Consider the following 16,112-nt stretch of genomic DNA (forward strand, 5'->3'; position numbering starts at 1 on the left):
ACTCAATTGCGATAGTCGAATATTAACGCAACTATGTTGCAATAATGGAGGCGTGCCCATGGCGACCAAAAGATCCCCTGACTTGGCCGGCGTGCCGCCCGACATCCAGCGTCGGCTGGAGAGTGCTGGCCTGCGTCGCACCTTGGCCACACGCGCCGTGCTCGGGCTGTTCCTCGTCAACCCGCAAGGCACGCTCAGCCACGCGCAGGCGCTTTCGTCGCTTCAGGCGCGCGGGCTGGACATCAACCGCGTAACGCTCTACCGCTTGCTTGACCGACTGGCCGCTTGTGGCGTGCTTCAGCGGCATACCGACGACGATGCCCGGACCTGGCGCTATGGGTTGGCCGCCTCGGAGCCGGAGGCCCAGGCGCCTCGTTTCGAATGCGATGCCTGCCACCGCCAGTTCCGGTTGACGGAGGCCAGCGACAGCACCCGCCAGGTGGCCCGGGACCTGTTCAGCACGCTGGCCAGGCTAGGGCACAAGGGCCAACGCGTGGACCTGTCCATCCACGGCACCTGCGCCAGCTGCACGCCGTCGGAGAAGGCCGCTTGATCCACAGTCGCGACCTGGCGTGCCAGCTGCCCGGTGGGCGCATGCTGCAGTTCCCAGACGTGGACCTGCCAGCGGGCGGCACACTGCTGCTGCGCGGCCCGTCCGGCAGCGGCAAGAGCACCTGGCTGGCGCTGGTGGCGGGCCTGCGCAGTGGCAACCGCGGGCGGCTGAGCGTGGCCGGTGCCGAAGTAGGTGCGATGGCACCTGCAGCCCGCGATGCCTGGCGCGCCAGGACCATTGGTTTTCTGCCGCAGAGGCTGCTGCTCAGCGAGGCGTTGAACGTGGCTGACAACCTGGCGCTCGTCTATGTCGCAACCGGGCGGCCGGTGGACCGGACGCGCATCGCGCAGACCCTGGATGCACTGGGCGTGGCCGCCATGGCGACGCGGCGGCCTTCGCAGCTCTCGGGTGGCGAGGCGCAGCGTGTGGCGCTGGCGCGGGCGCTGCTGCTGCGGCCGCCGCTGATCTTGGCCGATGAACCCACGGCCAGCCTGGACGATGTGGCCTGTGCGAACGCACTGGCCCTGCTGCAGGCTCGGGCACGCGATGCCGGTGCGTCCCTGGTGGTCGCGACCCACGACGCGCGCGTACTGCATGCTCTGCCAAACGCACAGCGGCTGGACTTGCCAGGAGCCGTTGCATGAACCTGCTGAGTCTCTCCTGGCGCTACCTGTGGTCGCGTCCGCTGGCCACGGTGCTGAACCTGCTGCTGCTGACCCTGGGGCTGGCCATGGTGGCCTTCGTGCTGCTGGTGCAGAACCGAATCGAACGCGCCTTCGAGCGGGACCTGCAGGGCATCGACCTGGTGGTGGGCGCCAAGGGGAGTCCGCTGCAGCTCATCCTGGCTGGCGTGTTCCACCTCGACGTGCCACCGGGCAACGTGGCGCTGGCCGACATACAGGCCCTGGCCCGTCACCCGCAGGTGGCGCAGGTGATCCCGCTGAGCCTGGGCGACAGCCTGCAGGCCTTCCGCATCGTCGGCACCACACCCGACTACGTGGCGCACTACGGGGCCACCCTCGCGCAGGGGGCGCTGTGGTCGGTCCCTATGCAGGCGGTGTTGGGTGCCCAGGTGGCGCAGGTCACCGGCCTGGGGGTGGGTCAGGTATTTGCCGGCGCGCACGGCCTGGGTGGCGGTGGCCATCGGCACGAGGACACACCGTATACCGTCACCGGTGTTTTGCAGCCCTGCGGTTGTGTGCTCGACCGCCTGTTGCTCACGGACACGGCGTCTGTCTGGGCTGTCCACGAGGGTCTGGCGCCCGGCGAATTCGAGGGCCTGTCGGCCGACGATCGCAGCGCCATCGAGGCGGAGCGCGAGGTGACGTTGGCCCTGGTGCGCTACCGCACGCCGCTGGCGGCGGTCAGCCTGCCGCGGCTGGTCAATACCACCACGAAGATGCAGGCCGCCGCACCTGCGGTGGAAATCACGCGCCTGCTGTCCCTGCTGGGTGTGGGCACCCGTTTGCTGCAGGGCTTGGGCGCCGTGCTGTTGACAGTGGCTGGGCTGTCGGTGTTCATCGCTCTCTGGGGCGCGGTGCGCGAACGCAGCGCCGACATCGCCATGCTGCGCATGCTGGGCGCGCCGCCGCGCCGGGTGGGCGCGTTGCTGCTGCTTGAAGCCCTGTGGCTGGCACTCTTGGCCTGTGCGCTCGCCCTGCTGATGTCGCAGTCGCTGGTTTGGCTCGCCGGTGACCTCTGGTCCGCCGGGCAGGGCCTGATCGTGAACCCCTGGTCCACACCAATGGCCCTGTGGTCCGTGCCCATGCTGGCGCTGGGCGTGGCCCTGCTGGCGGCAGCGCTGCCCGCGATCAGCGCGTATCGGGTGGACGTCGCTTCCCTTCTTTCTTCCGCAACCCCCACCACAAGGTGAAATCCATGAAAGCACTCCTCATTGCCCTCGGTCTGGCCCTGTCGTCCTCATGCGTGCTGGCTCAGCACACGGACAAGGAAACCCAGGAGGACATCAAGCGCCACCGCGCCATGGCGGCCGCCCACGAAGGCGCTGCCAAATGCCTGGAAGCTGGCAAGGGCGAGAAGGTCTGCATGGCCGAGCTGCAGGTTGCCTGCAAGGGCCTGGCCATTGGCAAGTACTGTGGCATGCGTCACGCGCACTGATGCATGCAAGTGGCGGTTGAAGTAAGCTTCCTGCGCATGATCCCTTCGCTTCGACTGCTCCCGGCCTGGTTGCTGTTTCTGGCAGCAAACGCGTCGGGCCAGGTCCTCAGCTCTCCTCTGGGTACCCCGTCTGGCTCTGGGGTGCCGGGCGCTTCTGCGCCTGCTGTCCCGCACGGGCAGGGTGCTGGTGTGCACAGCCCACTCAGTCCGTTTGCCCCGCTGCCCAAGCGCACCGATGTCGTTCCCTGGTCGGTGCTGACCGACATCCGGACCCAGATCGAAAACCGGCGCATCGTGCCGGTCTATCCGCCAGCGGTCCAGTCGCTGGACCAGCGCCAGCAGCGCATCCAGGGCTTCATGATGCCGCTGGAGCCGGGCGAACAGCAACGCCATTTCCTGCTCTCGTCCGTGCCGCTGACCTGTTCCTTTTGCGTGCCGGGGGGGCCGGAAAGCATGGTCGAGGTCAGGACCAAGACGCCGGTCAAGTACAGCCTCAACGCTGTGGTCGTCGAGGGGCGTTTTCACGTCCTGAAATCCGATCCCTATGGCCTGTATTACCGCATCACCGACGCCATCGCGGTGAAGTGACCTGCCCGGACAGCCGGGTGACAGGTCACCTCAGCGGCTGCCGCTACCATCGGTGCGGTGAACTTTTCATCCCACCCTGTTTTCATCTCGCTGACACCGGTGTTCCTGCTGATCGGTGTCGGTTTCCTGGCCGGGCGCCTGCAATGGATCCGCGGTGATGCCATCAAGGATCTGTCCAACCTGGTCTTTCTGGTGCTGATTCCGGCCTTGCTGTTTCGCACCATGAGCGCGGTGCGCTTCGAGCAGCTCGATCTGACACCGGTGGCGGCCTACTTCCTGGCCGCGGTGGGCCTGCTGGTGCTCAGCATCGCCTGGCGGGGCTTCAACTGCCGCAGCGTTGTCATGGCCCTGGCTGGCGTGTTCTCCAACATGGTGATGATCGGCATCACGCTGGTGGAACTGGCCTACGGCAAGCGGGGGCTGGTCACGCTGCTGACGTTGGTGTCGGTGCATGCGCTCATCCTGCTGACGCTCGGTTCGGTGATGCTGGAGCTCGCGGCCGCCCGCGAGACACGGCGTGCCGGTGGCGAGCCACCCCACCTCATGGCCACGGCAATGTCGGCGATCAAGGGGGCACTGATCCATCCGATCCCGCTGCCCATCCTGACCGGGCTGCTGTTCGCGCAGACCGGCTGGTCCTTGCCGAGTGTGATCGACAAGCCCCTGCAGCTGCTGGGCAGTGCCTTCGGACCGTTGGCCCTGGTGCTGGTGGGTGTGAGTCTGGCGCGCACGCCCATGCACGGGCATTGGGGTCCGGCCCTGTGGATCGCCGCATCCAAGAACCTGTTGCTGCCCCTGCTCGTCGGCCTCAGCGCCTGGGGCTTTGGCATTACCGGTCTGCCCTTGACCGTGATGGTGGTCGCCGCGGCCTTGCCGATCGGTGCCAATGTGTTCCTGTTCGCCCAGCGCTACCAGGTGGTCCAGGAACTGACCACGGCCAGCATGGGCATTTCCACCGGCTTGGCCCTGTTCACGCTCAGTGTGGTGATGCTGATCATGTCCTGGCTGAACCCAGTGGTGATCACTGGCTGATCCGCCGGGCTTCCTCGATCTGGTACTTCACGTAGCTCTGGATGCTGAACGACAGGCTGCCCATGAAGGCGGTGGCGCCGACCAGCAGCGACAGCACCACCGCGCCGATCGTCAGCCAACTGGTAGCGCCTGCCGTGCCGTCCGGACCCTGGTCCGGCGCGTACTTGGCGTTCCAGCGCGCACGGTCGCTCAGCCCGTAGACGATGGCGCTCAGGCACGCGGCGGCCAGGCTCATGCCCAGAAACGGAATCAGCCACCAGGACAGCTTGTCATCCTGCCCCAGCGCCAGTACCCGCTCCACGCCCCACCAGCCAAGGCCCGAGGCCAGGGGGAACAGCCACCCTATCCAGTCGCCCAGCCCGCGCAGGTAGAACCGGTGCAACCCCATGGTTCCCCCCAGCAGCGCCAGCCACGCCGCCAGGGTCTTGTTTTTCCGCCGGGACACGTTCATGCCCCTGCCGGATCTTGGGGGGGCGTGCTGTCGCCCTGGCCGATGCTCTTCTGCATCAGCACGATGTCCAGCCAGCGGCCGAACTTCCAGCCGCAGGACTGCACCACACCCACCTGCTCGAAGCCCAGGGCCTTGTGCACACCGATCGACCCGGCGTTGGCCGAGTCACCGATCACCGCCATGACCTTGCGCACGCCGGCACGCTCGCACTGGGCCAGCAATTCGGTCAGCAGCAACTTGCCCAGGCCCTTGCCGGCCGACTCCGGGGCCATGTAGATCGAGTCTTCCACCGAATAGCGGTAGGCAGGACGCGGCTTGAACCAGTTGCCATACGCGTACCCCATCACCTGGCCATCCACCTCGATGACCAGCCAGGGCAGTCCTTTGCCCAGCACATCGGCCCGACGGCCTGCCATCTCGTCCCGGGTAGGGGGGGTGGTCTCGAAGGTGCCGGTGCCGTGGAGCACGTGATGCGCGTAGATGCGGGTGATGGCGTCCAGGTCTTCGTCGCGGCTGGGTCGGATCAGAGTCATGGAGAACTATAAAAGGAATGGGGTGAAACACACGAACTGGCTATAATGCCGGGTTTTGTAGCGTTTCGCTGGCCGGGTGGTCAGTCGTGTGTCTCAAGCGCTGCAGGAAACTCCCTGACGCGACAACCTGTCGCAGGGGATTCTCACCACCCGAAGGATAAATCATGGTCGTCATTCGACTCTCCCGCGGCGGCGCAAAAGCCCGTCCGTTCTACAACATCGTGGTTGCCGACAAGCGCAACCGCCGCGATGGTCGCTTCATCGAGCGCATCGGTTTCTACAACCCCCTGGCCAAGGGTGGTGAAGAGCCCCTGCGCATCGCCCAGGACCGCCTGACCTACTGGACCGGCGTGGGTGCCCAGCCGTCCGAAACCGTGGCCCGTCTGATCAAGCAGGCTGCCGCCAAGGCCGCCGCCTGATTCCAGGCCTGCACACCGTCAAGGTGAGCACCGCTCCCGCATCCACCGCCAGCCCGTTCCAGCCGTCGTCTTTGCCGGACGACGCGGTTGAACTGGGCCGGTTCACGGATGCGTGGGGCATCAAGGGCTGGGTCCGCATCCAGCCGCACAGCGCCGACACCCGCGCGCTGTTCGAGTCATCCGAATGGTTCCTGTTGCCCCCCGAAGCACGCTTCGGCAAGGGGTTTTCAGCGTTTTCGGGTCCCGTGCGGGTAGCTGTGGCCGACATCAAGGTGCATGCCGATGGCATCGTGGCCCGCCTCGAAGGCTCAAACGATCGCAACCTGGCCGAATCGCTCAAGGGCGTTCGCATCCACGTGGCCCGCAGCGCCTTTCCTCCGGCAGAAGAGGGCGAGTACTACTGGGTCGACCTGATCGGCCTGGAGGTGGTCAACCGCGAGGGCGTCCACCTCGGTGTGGTGCGCGACCTGCTGCCCACCGGCCCCACCTCGGTGCTGGTGATGGAGTACACCGAGCACGTCGATGGCGCCGACAAGACCGCCGAGCGCATGATCCCCTTCGTCGCCGCGTACATCGACGACGTCGATCTGAAGGCGCGCCGCATCATCGCCGACTGGCAGACCGACTACTGACCGGGCGCAGCCATGCGCTTCGACGTCATCACCCTGTTTCCCGAGCTCTTCGAGCCCTTCTTGCGCTGCGGCATCAACCGCCGCGCCTTCGAGTCCCGCCAGGTGGATGTGCGCCTGTGGAACCCACGTGACCATGCCGAGGGCAACTACCGCCGCGTTGACGATCGCCCGTTTGGCGGCGGCCCCGGCATGGTGATGATGGCCGAACCCCTGTGGCGCTGCCTGCAGGCGATCCGTGCCGACCGGGCAGAGCCCGATGATTCCCGTGCGCCCGTGGTGCTGTTCTCGCCCATCGGCGACCGGCTGGACCATGGGGTCGTCCAGCGCTGGGCCGATGACAGCCGCGGCGCCGTGCTGGTCTGTGGCCGCTATGAGGGCATTGACCAGCGCTTCATCGACGCCTGCGTTGACCGCCAAGTCAGCCTTGGTGACTTTGTGCTTTCGGGCGGAGAGATCGCCGCCCTTGCGCTGCTGGACGCGGTCGCCCGGCTCATGCCGGGCGTGTTGGGCGATGAGGGCAGCCATCAGCAGGACAGCTTCAACCCCGCGCTCGATGGCCTGCTGGACAGTCCGCATTTCACGCGCCCCGAAGTCTGGCAGGGGCCTCGGGGGCCGATGGCGGTGCCTGAGGTACTGTTGGGCGGACATCACGAAAAAATCGGGCGCTACCGCCGGGAACAGAGCCTGACGCTGACCGCCCGACTGCGGCCCGAGCTTCTGGATCATGCCCAAGGTGCCGACCGGCTGGACAAGGCCGATCTGGATTTCCTTCGCCGGCAGAAATTGCTATAATCCAAGGCTTTTCGATCCTCTGGCGGCCGCTGTGCCTTGCGAGTGCTCCAAGCGCTCGGGTGCACAGCCACTATCCACCCCATGTTGGGGCAGCGCGTCCATGATCGGTATCAAGGAAACCATGAACCTCATCCAGACCCTCGAGCAGGAAGAGATTTCCCGCCTGAACAAGGACATCCCCGCATTTGCGCCTGGCGACACCGTGATCGTCAGCGTGAACGTGATCGAAGGCACCCGCAAGCGCGTCCAGGCCTACGAAGGCGTGGTGATCGCCCGCCGCAACCGTGGCCTGAACTCCAGCTTCATCGTTCGCAAGATCTCCAACGGCGAAGGCGTCGAGCGTACCTTCCCGCTGTACAGCCCCCTGATCGCCAAGATCGAAGTCAAGCGCCGCGGTGACGTGCGCCGTGCCAAGCTGTACTACCTGCGTCAGCGCAGCGGCAAGTCGGCGCGTATCAAGGAAAAGCTGGGCGCGTAAGCGAACCGTGTTTCCGCCAGAAAGCCGCTCCTCGGAGCGGCTTTTTTTGCGCCGTGTTTTGAGGAGGCCGTGTCTCCGACGTCTCTCTCAAAGGTCAGTTCGTGACCTATGCTTGACCCATGTCGACGATCTTGCCCCGTTTTGACCCCCGTGAGGTGCCTGTCATTGAGCCGCAGGACCCGCGCGCGCTCATTCCGGTCGGGCGGGAGCAGCTCAAACCGGCTGCCTTGCGGCGTCGATTTGCCCGTCCTCCCGAATGGGTTCCCGAGTTGCGGCGCGAGCAGCGCTTCACGGATCGGCAGCCGGCGGCGGCCGCTGTGCTCATGCCGGTGGTGATGCGTGAGGAGCCGACGCTGATCCTCACCCAGCGCACCGACCACCTGTCGACCCATTCCGGGCAGGTGGCACTGCCCGGCGGTCGGGTGGACCCTGAGGACGGTGGCGCCGTCGTGGCCGCGCTGCGCGAGGCCGAGGAAGAGATCGGGCTGGACCGCTCGCACGTGGAGGTGCTGGGCATGCTGCCCGAGTACATCACGGGCACCGCCTTTCATGTGACCCCCGTGGTGGGCCTGGTCCAACCCGATGTTCACCTGGTGCCCAACCCCCATGAGGTGGCCGCCGTTTTCGAGGTTCCCCTGTCTTTCCTGATGAACCCGGCACATCACCGCCTTCATGCCCTGAGCTTTGAAGGGCAGGTGCGCCACTGGTATTCCATGCCCTATGACGACGGTATCGAGGAACGCTACATCTGGGGAGCGACCGCGGGCATGCTGCGCAACCTCTACCACTTCCTGTCGGCCTGAATACCTGCTGGCTGGTCGCGCGCCGCTATGATCGCGCCATGAGTTTCTTTGCGGTCTTCATGGCTTTGCTCCTGGAGCAGGTGCGCCCCGTCGGGCATGACAACCCGGTTCATGTGGCCATGCGGTCCTGGGCCCGCGCCGTGGGGCGCCATCTTGACACAGGGGAAAAACCCCATGGCTGGGTCGCCTGGGCCCTGGCCGTGGTGTTGCCTGCGGTGCTGGTGGCGGTAGTGCACATCTGGCTGGAGCACTTGAGCTTCCTGCTGGCGCTGGTCTGGATGGTGGTCGTGCTCTACCTCACCCTGGGCTTTCGCCAGTTCAGCCACCATTTCACTGCCATCCGCCAGGCCATGGAAACCGGCGATGACGCCACCGCACGCCAGCACCTGGCGCAGTGGCTCCGGGTCGACGTCACCACGCTGCCGCGCACCGAACTGCTGCGCCATGTCATCGAGCACAGCGTGTTGTCGGCGCACCGCCATGTCTTCGGTGTCCTGCTGGCTTTCTTTGTTGGCTGGTTCCTGGGTCTGGGGCCGGCGGGGGCGGTGGCCTATCGCCTGGCCGAGTACGTGGCCCGGCGCTGGCCATCCGTGCACACCGGTTCGTCGCCCAGCGTCCTCGCCCAGGTGTCGGCCCAGGCTTGGCGCGTGGTCGATCATGTCCCGGCCCGTGCCACGGCGCTGGCTTTTGCCATCGTGGGCAACTTCGAGGAATCAGTGGCCAGCTGGCGCAGCGACGCTGCACGCCATGGTGAGGGTGGCGATGGCGTGGTGCTGGCGGCCACGGTCGGGGCGGTCAACGTGCGCCTGCGTCCGGATCCGGTCGAGTTGCCCACCAACCGGGCAGAACCCCAGATCGCCCATCTGGCCAGCGTGGTGGGGCTGGTCTGGCGCAGTGTGGTTCTCTGGATGCTGTTCCTGGCGCTGGCCACGCTGGCGGGCTGGCGGGTCTGACAGCAGCCTCTTCAGCGCTCAGAAGGCGCGCTGACTGCTCAGCTGGGCATGCAGTTCCAGATACAGGCGGTAGCGTGTGGCGCTGATGCTGCCCTCGGGATGGTCCGGGCTGGCGACCGCAGAGGTCACGGAGCAACCGGGTTCCTGCCGGTGGGTGCAGTTGTAGAAGCGGCACCCGCCCAGCGCCCCGCGCAAATCGGGCATCAGTTGTGCCAGGTGCTCGGGTTCGATGTGGGCCAGGCCGAACTCCTGAAATCCGGGTGAATCGATCAGTGCGGTGTGGCGCTGCGCATCGGTCCAGTACCAGGTGGTGCTGGTGGTCGTGTGTTTGCCCGAATTCAAGGCACGGGAGATTTCGCCGGTTTGCGCCGACGCGTGCGGGACCAGCCCATTGACCAGCGTGCTCTTGCCCACGCCCGATGGTCCCAGCACCAGGGTGGACCGCTGATCCAGACGTGCCTTGAGCTCATCCAGCCCTGAGGGCTCACCCTGGAGAGCCGGTCGAAGACACAGTGGCAACACCGCGTAACCCATGCGGCGGTAAGGGGCCAACCGTTCCCAGGCCCGATCGAAGGCTGGCTGGACATCGCGCTTGTTCAGCACGATCAGGGCCTCGATGCCCGCTGCTTCGGCAGCGATCAGGGCGCGGGTGAGCTGGCTTTCCGAGAACTCCGGTTCCGCGGCCAGCAGGATCAGCACCAGGTCGATGTTGGCGGCGAAGGACTTGGTGCGCCATTCATCCTGGCGGTGGAACAGGTTGCGCCTCTCGTCAACCGCTTCAATGATGCCTTCGTCGCCGGTCGGGGCCCAGCGCACCGTGTCGCCCACCACCACCTCGTTGCGCTTGCCCCGGGCATGGCAGATCAGACGCTGACCATCGGGTGCCTCCACCAGGCAATGGCGACCATGCGCGGCGACCACCAGCCCGGGTTGCGTGGCCGTGTTCTGGCTTTTCGACAGTGACTTGGAACGGCTCAAGTGGATGCACCGGCTGCAGTGGGCAACAGCCTGGCCAGGCGCTCGCTGGCGGGCGGGTGCGAGTAATAGAACCGGGCATACAGCGGATCCGGCGTCAGGGTGCTGGCATTGTCCTGGTACAGCTTGAGCAGGGCGCTGGCCAGGTCCCGCCGGTCGGCATGTTCGCTGGCATAGGCGTCCGCCTCGAACTCGTGACGGCGCGAGAGCTGGGCCATCAGGGGCGACAGGAAATAGGTGACCAGCGGCACCACCATCATGAAGAGAATCAGGGCCAGCGCATCGTTGGCCGAGTCAAGCGATGGTGTGACCCCCAGTCCCGTGTAGAACCAGACCTGCCCCGACAGCCAGCCCAGCAGGGCAAAACCGAGCAGACTCAGGGCAAACATCATCACCACACGCTGCACGATGTGGCGGCGTTTGAAGTGCCCCAGTTCATGGGCCAGCACGGCATCGATTTCCCCGGGATTCAACTGCTTGAGCAGCGTGTCAAAGAACACCACGCGCTTGGCGGCGCCGAAACCGGTGAAGTACGCATTGGCATGGGCGCTGCGGCGGCTGCCGTCCATCACGAACAGACCCTTGGCGGAGAACCCGCAACGCTGCATCAGCGCCTGGACACGGTCGCGCAGCGCCTCGTCGGCCAGGGGCTCGAACCGGTTGAACAGGGGAGCGATCACGGTCGGGTAGACGATGAGAAGCAGCAGGTTGAACCCCATCCAGACACCCCAGGCCCAGAGCCACCACAGCGTGCCCGCCGACCCCATGAGCCAGATCACCAAGGCCACGATGGGCAGGCCGACCAGTGCACCGACCAAGGTACCCTTGACGAGGTCACTCAGCCACAGGCCCAGATTCATCTTGTTGAAGCCGAAGCTTTCCTCGATGCGGAACGTGCTCCACCACGACAGGGGCAGGGCCACCACGCCGCCAATCAGGGCGAAGCTGCCGATCAGGGCCAGCTGTTGCCACAGGCCGGGGCCCATCCAGGACAGGAGGAGCTGGTTGAGGGCATCCAACCCACCCAGCAGTGTCCAGCCCAGCAGCAAGGCCGCATCGATGGCCGCTTCAAGCATGCCGAACCGGACTTTGGCCACCGTGTAGCTGGCCGCCTTGCGGTGGGCTTGCGCACCAACGGTGGCTTCAAAGGCGGCTGGCACCTGGTCGCGGTGCAGCCACACATGCCTGATCTGCCGGCTGGCCAGCCAAAGGCGGGTACCCAGGCCAGCCAGCAGAAGACCACACAGCACCAGCGACAACATGAGAGACGGCGAATCCATGCCCCGGAGTCTATCGGAGCGTGCGATCCTGCGCAGGGCTTGTCATGGGCGACAATTCCGGCATGAGTGAAATGACCGACACCACCGACCCTTCCACCCCTGATGAAACTGTTGCGCCCACCCTGGCGCGCAGCGACCTGAATCTGGTCTGGCTCGACTGCGAGATGAGCGGCCTGGACCCTGAAAAAGAGCGCCTGCTGGAGATTGCCGTGGTCATCACCGGGCCCCAGCTCGAACCGCGCATCGAGGGACCGGTGCTGGTCATCCATCAGTCCGATGCCGTCTTGGGCGGCATGGACGCCTGGAACAAGGGCACCCACGGGAAAAGTGGTTTGACCGACAAGGTGCGTGCCAGCACGGTCGATGAGGCGCAGGCCGAGGCCATCCTGCTGGAGTTCATCGGGCGCTATGTCCCGAAAAAGTCATCGCCCATGTGCGGCAACTCCATCGGACAGGACAGGCGCTTTCTGGTCAAGTACATGCCCAAGCTGGAAGCATGGTTCCACTACCGCAATCTGGACGTCAGCACGCTCAAGGAACTGGCCCGTCGCTGGCGTCCCGAGGTCTACGACAGCTTCAAGAAGCAGCAGAAGCACACTGCACTGGCGGACGTGCACGAGTCGATTGACGAACTGGTGCATTACCGCACGCACTTCCTTCGTTAAAGCGGCGCAGTGCGTCCGTGCCGGGCTGACCTGTCAGCCTTGCATGTCAAAATCGTGACTTCTGTGGGAAATTTCCATGACAAAAAAACAGAAGTCCGGATTCGTCACGCGGCACCAGGACGTGCTGCAGTTGGGTGCCTCCATCATCTTCCTCTTGCTGGTGGGCCTTTATGCATCGCTCACCGGTGCCAACGTCGCCGGGCTGTCCAGCTCGGCGGTGTGGCTGCTCATCATTGCGGCGGTGGTCGGTGGCTACATGGCCATGAATATCGGTGCCAACGATGTGGCCAACAACATGGGGCCGGCTGTCGGATCCGGTGCCATGACCATGGGCTGGGCCATTCTCTTGGCTGCGGTGTTCGAAGCCATGGGCGCCATCATCGCCGGTGGTGAGGTGGTGGGTACCATCAAGGGGGCCATCATCGATCTCAAGCAGATCCCCGACGCCGCCCAGTTCGCCTGGTTGATGTTCGCCGCGCTCTTGGCCGGTGCCATGTGGCTCCATCTGGCCACAGCCATTGGTGCGCCGGTGTCCACCACCCATTCCATCATCGGTGCGGTGATGGGGGCGGGCATCGCCGCAGGTGGCTGGGGGCTGGTCAACTGGGGAACCATCGGCAACATCGTTCTCAGCTGGGTGATCTCCCCGCTCTCAGGCGGACTGATTGCCGCAGGTTTCCTTTACCTGATCAAACGCAGCATCACTTACCGCACCGACATGACCGAAGCGGCCACTCGGGTGGTGCCATGGCTCATCGCAGCCATGGCCTGGGCGTTCGGCACCTACATGCTGCTCAAAGGGCTGGGTCAGCTGGTGAAGGTGGGGTTCTGGGTTGCCATGGTGGCGGGCGGCGTGTTCGCGATGGTGGTGTGGGCGTTGGTCAAGGGACCGATCGCTGCCCGGGCGCGTCATCTGGAGAACAGCAAGGACGGTGTCAACCGCCTTTTCGTCTGGCCTCTGGTCTGCTCGGCTGCCTTGCTGAGCTTTGCTCATGGCGCCAACGATGTGGCCAACGCGGTTGGTCCGCTGGCGGCCATCTATGAGGCCGTCAAAGCCGGTGCGGTGGCCACCAAGGCGGCGACGCCGATGTGGATCATGGTGCTGGGCGCCATCGGTCTGGCGGCCGGCCTTTCCCTGTATGGTGCCAAGCTCATCCGCACGGTCGGCAAGGAAATCACCGAGCTCGACAACATGCGGGCCTATTCGATTGCCATGGCCGCCACATTGACCGTCATCGTTGCTTCCCAGCTGGGCATGCCGGTCTCCACCACCCACATCTCCATTGGTGCGGTGTTCGGTGTGGGCTTCCTGCGCGAGCTGCTCAAGGTCAACTACGCCAAGATGGAGAATGTGGTCCGCGCCGGACACCAGGGCGAGGACCGGGCCGAGGTCGAGTCTTACCTCACCCGGTTCGAAGCGGCCGAGGTGAGCGAGAAAAAGCGCATGCTGGCCGAGATGAAAAAGCGGGCCAAGGCGCGGGAGATTGCGGTGGGTGCCGTGTTCGACAAACGCGAGCAGAAAGCCTTCAAGAAGGCTTACAAGAAGGAGATCGTCAAGCGGTCGGCCGTGCTGCGCATTGTGGCGGCCTGGATCGTGACCGTGCCGGCCACAGCAGTCCTGGCGGCTATCCTGTACCACATCGTGGCCGCCGTCCTTCGCTGATGGCCGGAAATTTGGGGTTTTCCCCAATCTGTGCGAGAATATAAAGCTGTGCTCATAAAGGGCACAGCTTTCTTGCATCTGCCTCACACAGCAGGCTCCCTGAAATACCCCGTGCTGCGCTCACTGCGTCAGACCGGTCCTCGGAGCCCTTCGCACCCGAATGAATGTGCGCTGACCGTTTGATGGTTGATGTTCTGTAACCACGAACGGATCTTGCGCGACGGGTCACCCCGGCATCTCTGCCGGCGGCCGCCTATTGCTCCTGCTTCGGTCGTTTGCGCAATTTTTCCGCGCAAGGACTCACATGAGCGACTCTTTTGAAGACCGCGACGCTTTCGCGTCCGCTACCGACACCTCCACGGAGATCTCCACCAACGACGCGCCGGCGGCGCCCAACGGGTTTCAGGTCCTCGGGCTGGCCCCCGAGCTGATCGCTGCCGTCGCCGATCTCGGCTACGTCGAGCCTACCCAGGTCCAGAACCTGGTCATCCCCAAGGCCGTCCAGGTCACGGGCGAGTCTGGTCGCTATGCCGACCTGATGGTGTCCAGCCAGACCGGCAGCGGCAAGACCGCCGCTTTCCTGCTGCCCGTGCTGCACACCCTGCTGCAGCAGCAGGCCGAGCGCGCAGCTCAGGAGCGTGCCGAGCGCGAGCGCCTGGCGGCAGAAGCCGCTGCCCGCGGCGAGGCCCCGCCCAAGGCGCCCAAGCGCAAGGACCCGACCAATCCGCGACACTTCAAGGCCGCCACGCCCGGCGCCCTGATCCTGTGCCCGACGCGTGAGCTGGCGCAGCAGGTGGCCCATGACGCCATCGATCTGGTTCGCCATTGCCGCGGCCTGCGCATCGCCAACGTGGTGGGCGGCATGCCTTATCAGGTGCAGATCGCCCGCCTGCAGAACGCCGATCTGGTGGTGGCCACGCCGGGCCGCCTGCTGGACCTGCAGCGATCGATGCAGATCAAGCTCGACCAGGTGCAGTTCCTGGTGGTGGATGAGGCCGACCGCATGCTGGACCTCGGCTTTGCCGATGACCTGGCTGAGGTCAATGCCCTGACTGCCCAGCGCCGGCAGACCATGATGTTCAGCGCCACGTTCGCGCCCCGCATCCAGCAACTGGCCATGCGCGTCATGCACGAAGGTGGCAAACACGTGCAGAGGATCCAGGTCGATACCCCGCAGGAGAAGCACGCCAACATCAAGCAGGTGCTGTTCTGGGCCGATCACGCCGACCACAAGCGCAAGCTGCTGGATCACTGGATGCGCGATGCCTCCATCAACCAGGCCGTGGTGTTCTGCAGCACGCAGATCGAATGCGATGGCCTGGCCGAAGAACTGCAGCAGGCCGGCTTTGCTGCCGTGGCCCTGCACGGCGCGCTCAGCCAGGGGCTGCGCAACCGGCGCCTGATGGCGCTGCGCAATGGCCAGGTGCAGTTCCTGGTGGCCACCGACGTGGCAGCCCGCGGTATCGACGTGCCCACCATCACCCACGTGTTCAACTTCGGCCTGCCCATGAAGGCCGAGGACTACACCCACCGCATTGGCCGTACTGGCCGTGCCGGACGTGACGGCATCGCCGTGACCTTCGCCGAGTTCCGCGACCGCCGCCGCATCAGCGACATTGAAGCCTTCACCCACCAGCGCTTCACCGCTGAAGTCGTCCCGGGTCTGGAGCCGCGCATGCGTGCGCCCCAGCCGGAATTCGGTCGCGGTGGCCGCTCGGGTGGCCCTGGCGGTCGCGGCGGCTTCGGTCGTCCCAGTGGCGGTCCCGGCCGTGGTCAGGGGCGTGCCGATGGTGCCCGCCAAAGCCGTGACTTTGCCGGTGGCTTCGGCCGTACCGACAAGGCACCCGGCCGCTCGTTCGATCGTCCCCAGGAAGCTCAGCGCCCCTTCGAGCAGCGCGACCGTGGTTTCCAGGACCGTGGCTTCAACAACGATCGCGGTGGCTTTGCTGACCGTGGTGCCAGCCGTGGTTTTGGTGACCGGGAGCGCTCGTTCGGTGATCGGGGTGACCGTTCCTTTGGGGACCGCTCTTTCGGTGATCGCGGCGACCGTGGCAGCTTCGCCGGTCGTCCGCCGGCAGGTGGTGACCGTGGCCCGGCCCGCCGCAACGAAGGCGGCAACGGCGGTGGCTTCGGCCGGCCGCAGGCGCGCCCGCAGGGTCGCCGTCCGGCACGTTGAA

At 65.6% G+C, this 16,112-nt stretch carries 19 protein-coding genes; 15 read left to right on the top strand and 4 right to left on the bottom strand.

The features are described 5' to 3' along the window. The first annotated feature begins 58 nt into the window (after positions 1-58). The 6 genes from ACFQNJ_RS18345 to ACFQNJ_RS18370 are packed head-to-tail and all read left to right on the top strand — an operon-like array spanning position 59 to position 4,291. Positions 59-553 (top strand): Fur family transcriptional regulator, encoded by a 495-nt coding sequence (locus ACFQNJ_RS18345; protein WP_382260134.1) that lies wholly within the window; start codon positions 59-61, stop codon positions 551-553. Then, on the top strand, positions 550-1,197 hold the full coding sequence (locus ACFQNJ_RS18350) for an ABC transporter ATP-binding protein (RefSeq protein ID WP_374643001.1): 648 nt from the start codon (positions 550-552) through the stop codon (positions 1,195-1,197). Before ACFQNJ_RS18345 ends, ACFQNJ_RS18350 begins: the two co-directional genes overlap by 4 nt. Continuing rightward, positions 1,194-2,426: an FtsX-like permease family protein gene (locus ACFQNJ_RS18355; RefSeq protein WP_382260135.1), complete on the top strand. Its 1,233-nt coding sequence runs from the start codon at positions 1,194-1,196 to the stop codon at positions 2,424-2,426. The genes ACFQNJ_RS18350 and ACFQNJ_RS18355 overlap by 4 nt, the downstream gene beginning before the upstream one ends. A gap of 5 nt (positions 2,427-2,431) precedes the next feature. After that, entirely contained in the window at positions 2,432-2,671 is a 240-nt protein-coding gene (locus ACFQNJ_RS18360; protein ID WP_382260136.1) for a hypothetical protein, read from the top strand. 36 nt (positions 2,672-2,707) lie between these two features. Then, positions 2,708-3,259 (top strand): DUF3299 domain-containing protein, encoded by a 552-nt coding sequence (locus ACFQNJ_RS18365; RefSeq protein ID WP_382260137.1) that lies wholly within the window; start codon positions 2,708-2,710, stop codon positions 3,257-3,259. Between the two features lie 57 nt (positions 3,260-3,316). Continuing rightward, a complete protein-coding gene (locus ACFQNJ_RS18370; protein ID WP_382260138.1) occupies positions 3,317-4,291 on the top strand; it encodes an AEC family transporter in 975 nt (324 codons plus the stop codon). Here ACFQNJ_RS18370 and ACFQNJ_RS18375 read toward each other — a convergent pair. Then, the gene (locus ACFQNJ_RS18375; RefSeq protein WP_382260139.1) at positions 4,281-4,742 is read right to left on the bottom strand and encodes a TM2 domain-containing protein; all 462 of its coding nucleotides are present in this window, start codon (positions 4,740-4,742) and stop codon (positions 4,281-4,283) included. The genes ACFQNJ_RS18370 and ACFQNJ_RS18375 overlap by 11 nt on opposite strands. Further along, positions 4,739-5,275, bottom strand: a complete 537-nt coding sequence (locus ACFQNJ_RS18380) for a GNAT family N-acetyltransferase (RefSeq protein WP_382260141.1) — start codon at positions 5,273-5,275, stop codon at positions 4,739-4,741. The genes ACFQNJ_RS18375 and ACFQNJ_RS18380 overlap by 4 nt, the downstream gene beginning before the upstream one ends. A 164-nt stretch (positions 5,276-5,439) precedes the next feature. On the opposite strand from ACFQNJ_RS18380, the gene rpsP reads away from it, so the two are divergent. From rpsP to ACFQNJ_RS18410, 6 genes are all read left to right on the top strand, one after another. Then, positions 5,440-5,694, top strand: coding sequence for a 30S ribosomal protein S16 (gene rpsP, locus ACFQNJ_RS18385; protein WP_374642987.1), 255 nt, complete (start codon positions 5,440-5,442; stop codon positions 5,692-5,694). 23 nt (positions 5,695-5,717) lie between these two features. After that, positions 5,718-6,326, top strand: a complete 609-nt coding sequence (gene rimM / locus ACFQNJ_RS18390; protein WP_374642985.1) for a ribosome maturation factor RimM — start codon at positions 5,718-5,720, stop codon at positions 6,324-6,326. Between the two features lie 12 nt (positions 6,327-6,338). Continuing rightward, complete coding sequence (gene trmD / locus ACFQNJ_RS18395; protein ID WP_382260143.1) at positions 6,339-7,118, top strand: tRNA (guanosine(37)-N1)-methyltransferase TrmD; 780 nt, start codon at positions 6,339-6,341, stop codon at positions 7,116-7,118. A 121-nt stretch (positions 7,119-7,239) separates the two neighbouring features. Then, the gene (gene rplS / locus ACFQNJ_RS18400; RefSeq protein ID WP_382260145.1) at positions 7,240-7,596 is read left to right on the top strand and encodes a 50S ribosomal protein L19; all 357 of its coding nucleotides are present in this window, start codon (positions 7,240-7,242) and stop codon (positions 7,594-7,596) included. A gap of 119 nt (positions 7,597-7,715) precedes the next feature. Continuing rightward, positions 7,716-8,399 (top strand): CoA pyrophosphatase, encoded by a 684-nt coding sequence (locus tag ACFQNJ_RS18405; RefSeq protein WP_382260147.1) that lies wholly within the window; start codon positions 7,716-7,718, stop codon positions 8,397-8,399. Between the two features lie 38 nt (positions 8,400-8,437). Then, positions 8,438-9,352, top strand: coding sequence for a cobalamin biosynthesis protein (locus ACFQNJ_RS18410; RefSeq protein ID WP_382260149.1), 915 nt, complete (start codon positions 8,438-8,440; stop codon positions 9,350-9,352). Positions 9,353-9,370: 18 nt separating this feature from the next. Here ACFQNJ_RS18410 and rsgA read toward each other — a convergent pair whose 3' ends face one another. Further along, a complete protein-coding gene (gene rsgA, locus ACFQNJ_RS18415; RefSeq protein ID WP_382260151.1) occupies positions 9,371-10,330 on the bottom strand; it encodes a ribosome small subunit-dependent GTPase A in 960 nt (319 codons plus the stop codon). After that, on the bottom strand, positions 10,327-11,607 hold the full coding sequence (locus tag ACFQNJ_RS18420) for a M48 family metallopeptidase (protein ID WP_382260153.1): 1,281 nt from the start codon (positions 11,605-11,607) through the stop codon (positions 10,327-10,329). Before ACFQNJ_RS18420 ends, rsgA begins: the two co-directional genes overlap by 4 nt. A gap of 71 nt (positions 11,608-11,678) precedes the next feature. Here ACFQNJ_RS18420 and orn point away from each other — a divergent pair, with 71 nt between their 5' ends. The 3 genes from orn (at position 11,679) to ACFQNJ_RS18435 (ending at position 16,111) form a co-directional block, all read left to right on the top strand. Further along, positions 11,679-12,272 carry an oligoribonuclease gene (gene orn, locus ACFQNJ_RS18425; RefSeq protein WP_382260181.1) on the top strand — a complete coding sequence of 198 codons (594 nt, stop codon included), beginning with the start codon at positions 11,679-11,681 and terminating at the stop codon, positions 12,270-12,272. A 76-nt stretch (positions 12,273-12,348) separates the two neighbouring features. Then, positions 12,349-13,935 carry an inorganic phosphate transporter gene (locus ACFQNJ_RS18430; protein ID WP_382260155.1) on the top strand — a complete coding sequence of 529 codons (1,587 nt, stop codon included), beginning with the start codon at positions 12,349-12,351 and terminating at the stop codon, positions 13,933-13,935. A gap of 304 nt (positions 13,936-14,239) precedes the next feature. Further along, a complete protein-coding gene (locus ACFQNJ_RS18435; RefSeq protein ID WP_382260157.1) occupies positions 14,240-16,111 on the top strand; it encodes a DEAD/DEAH box helicase in 1,872 nt (623 codons plus the stop codon). The last annotated feature ends 1 nt before the right edge of the window (position 16,112 follow it).

The sequence above is a fragment of the Hydrogenophaga bisanensis genome (assembly GCF_042665135.1).
Lineage (GTDB): Bacteria > Pseudomonadota > Gammaproteobacteria > Burkholderiales > Burkholderiaceae_C > Hydrogenophaga > Hydrogenophaga bisanensis.

What these genes read in the sequence shown, in the direction of transcription:
- ACFQNJ_RS18405 (WP_382260147.1), top strand. Translation starts at nt 7,716, where the DNA reads ATGTCGACGATCTTGCCCCGTTTTGACCCCCGTGAGGTGCCTGTCATT.
- ACFQNJ_RS18375 (WP_382260139.1), bottom strand. Translation starts at nt 4,742, where the DNA reads ATGAACGTGTCCCGGCGGAAAAACAAGACCCTGGCGGCGTGGCTGGCG.
- ACFQNJ_RS18380 (WP_382260141.1), bottom strand. Translation starts at nt 5,275, where the DNA reads ATGACTCTGATCCGACCCAGCCGCGACGAAGACCTGGACGCCATCACC.
- rpsP (WP_374642987.1), top strand. Translation starts at nt 5,440, where the DNA reads ATGGTCGTCATTCGACTCTCCCGCGGCGGCGCAAAAGCCCGTCCGTTC.
- ACFQNJ_RS18420 (WP_382260153.1), bottom strand. Translation starts at nt 11,607, where the DNA reads ATGGATTCGCCGTCTCTCATGTTGTCGCTGGTGCTGTGTGGTCTTCTG.
- ACFQNJ_RS18355 (WP_382260135.1), top strand. Translation starts at nt 1,194, where the DNA reads ATGAACCTGCTGAGTCTCTCCTGGCGCTACCTGTGGTCGCGTCCGCTG.
- ACFQNJ_RS18410 (WP_382260149.1), top strand. Translation starts at nt 8,438, where the DNA reads ATGAGTTTCTTTGCGGTCTTCATGGCTTTGCTCCTGGAGCAGGTGCGC.
- ACFQNJ_RS18345 (WP_382260134.1), top strand. Translation starts at nt 59, where the DNA reads ATGGCGACCAAAAGATCCCCTGACTTGGCCGGCGTGCCGCCCGACATC.
- rplS (WP_382260145.1), top strand. Translation starts at nt 7,240, where the DNA reads ATGAACCTCATCCAGACCCTCGAGCAGGAAGAGATTTCCCGCCTGAAC.
- trmD (WP_382260143.1), top strand. Translation starts at nt 6,339, where the DNA reads ATGCGCTTCGACGTCATCACCCTGTTTCCCGAGCTCTTCGAGCCCTTC.
- ACFQNJ_RS18365 (WP_382260137.1), top strand. Translation starts at nt 2,708, where the DNA reads ATGATCCCTTCGCTTCGACTGCTCCCGGCCTGGTTGCTGTTTCTGGCA.
- ACFQNJ_RS18360 (WP_382260136.1), top strand. Translation starts at nt 2,432, where the DNA reads ATGAAAGCACTCCTCATTGCCCTCGGTCTGGCCCTGTCGTCCTCATGC.
- orn (WP_382260181.1), top strand. Translation starts at nt 11,679, where the DNA reads ATGACCGACACCACCGACCCTTCCACCCCTGATGAAACTGTTGCGCCC.
- ACFQNJ_RS18430 (WP_382260155.1), top strand. Translation starts at nt 12,349, where the DNA reads ATGACAAAAAAACAGAAGTCCGGATTCGTCACGCGGCACCAGGACGTG.
- ACFQNJ_RS18435 (WP_382260157.1), top strand. Translation starts at nt 14,240, where the DNA reads ATGAGCGACTCTTTTGAAGACCGCGACGCTTTCGCGTCCGCTACCGAC.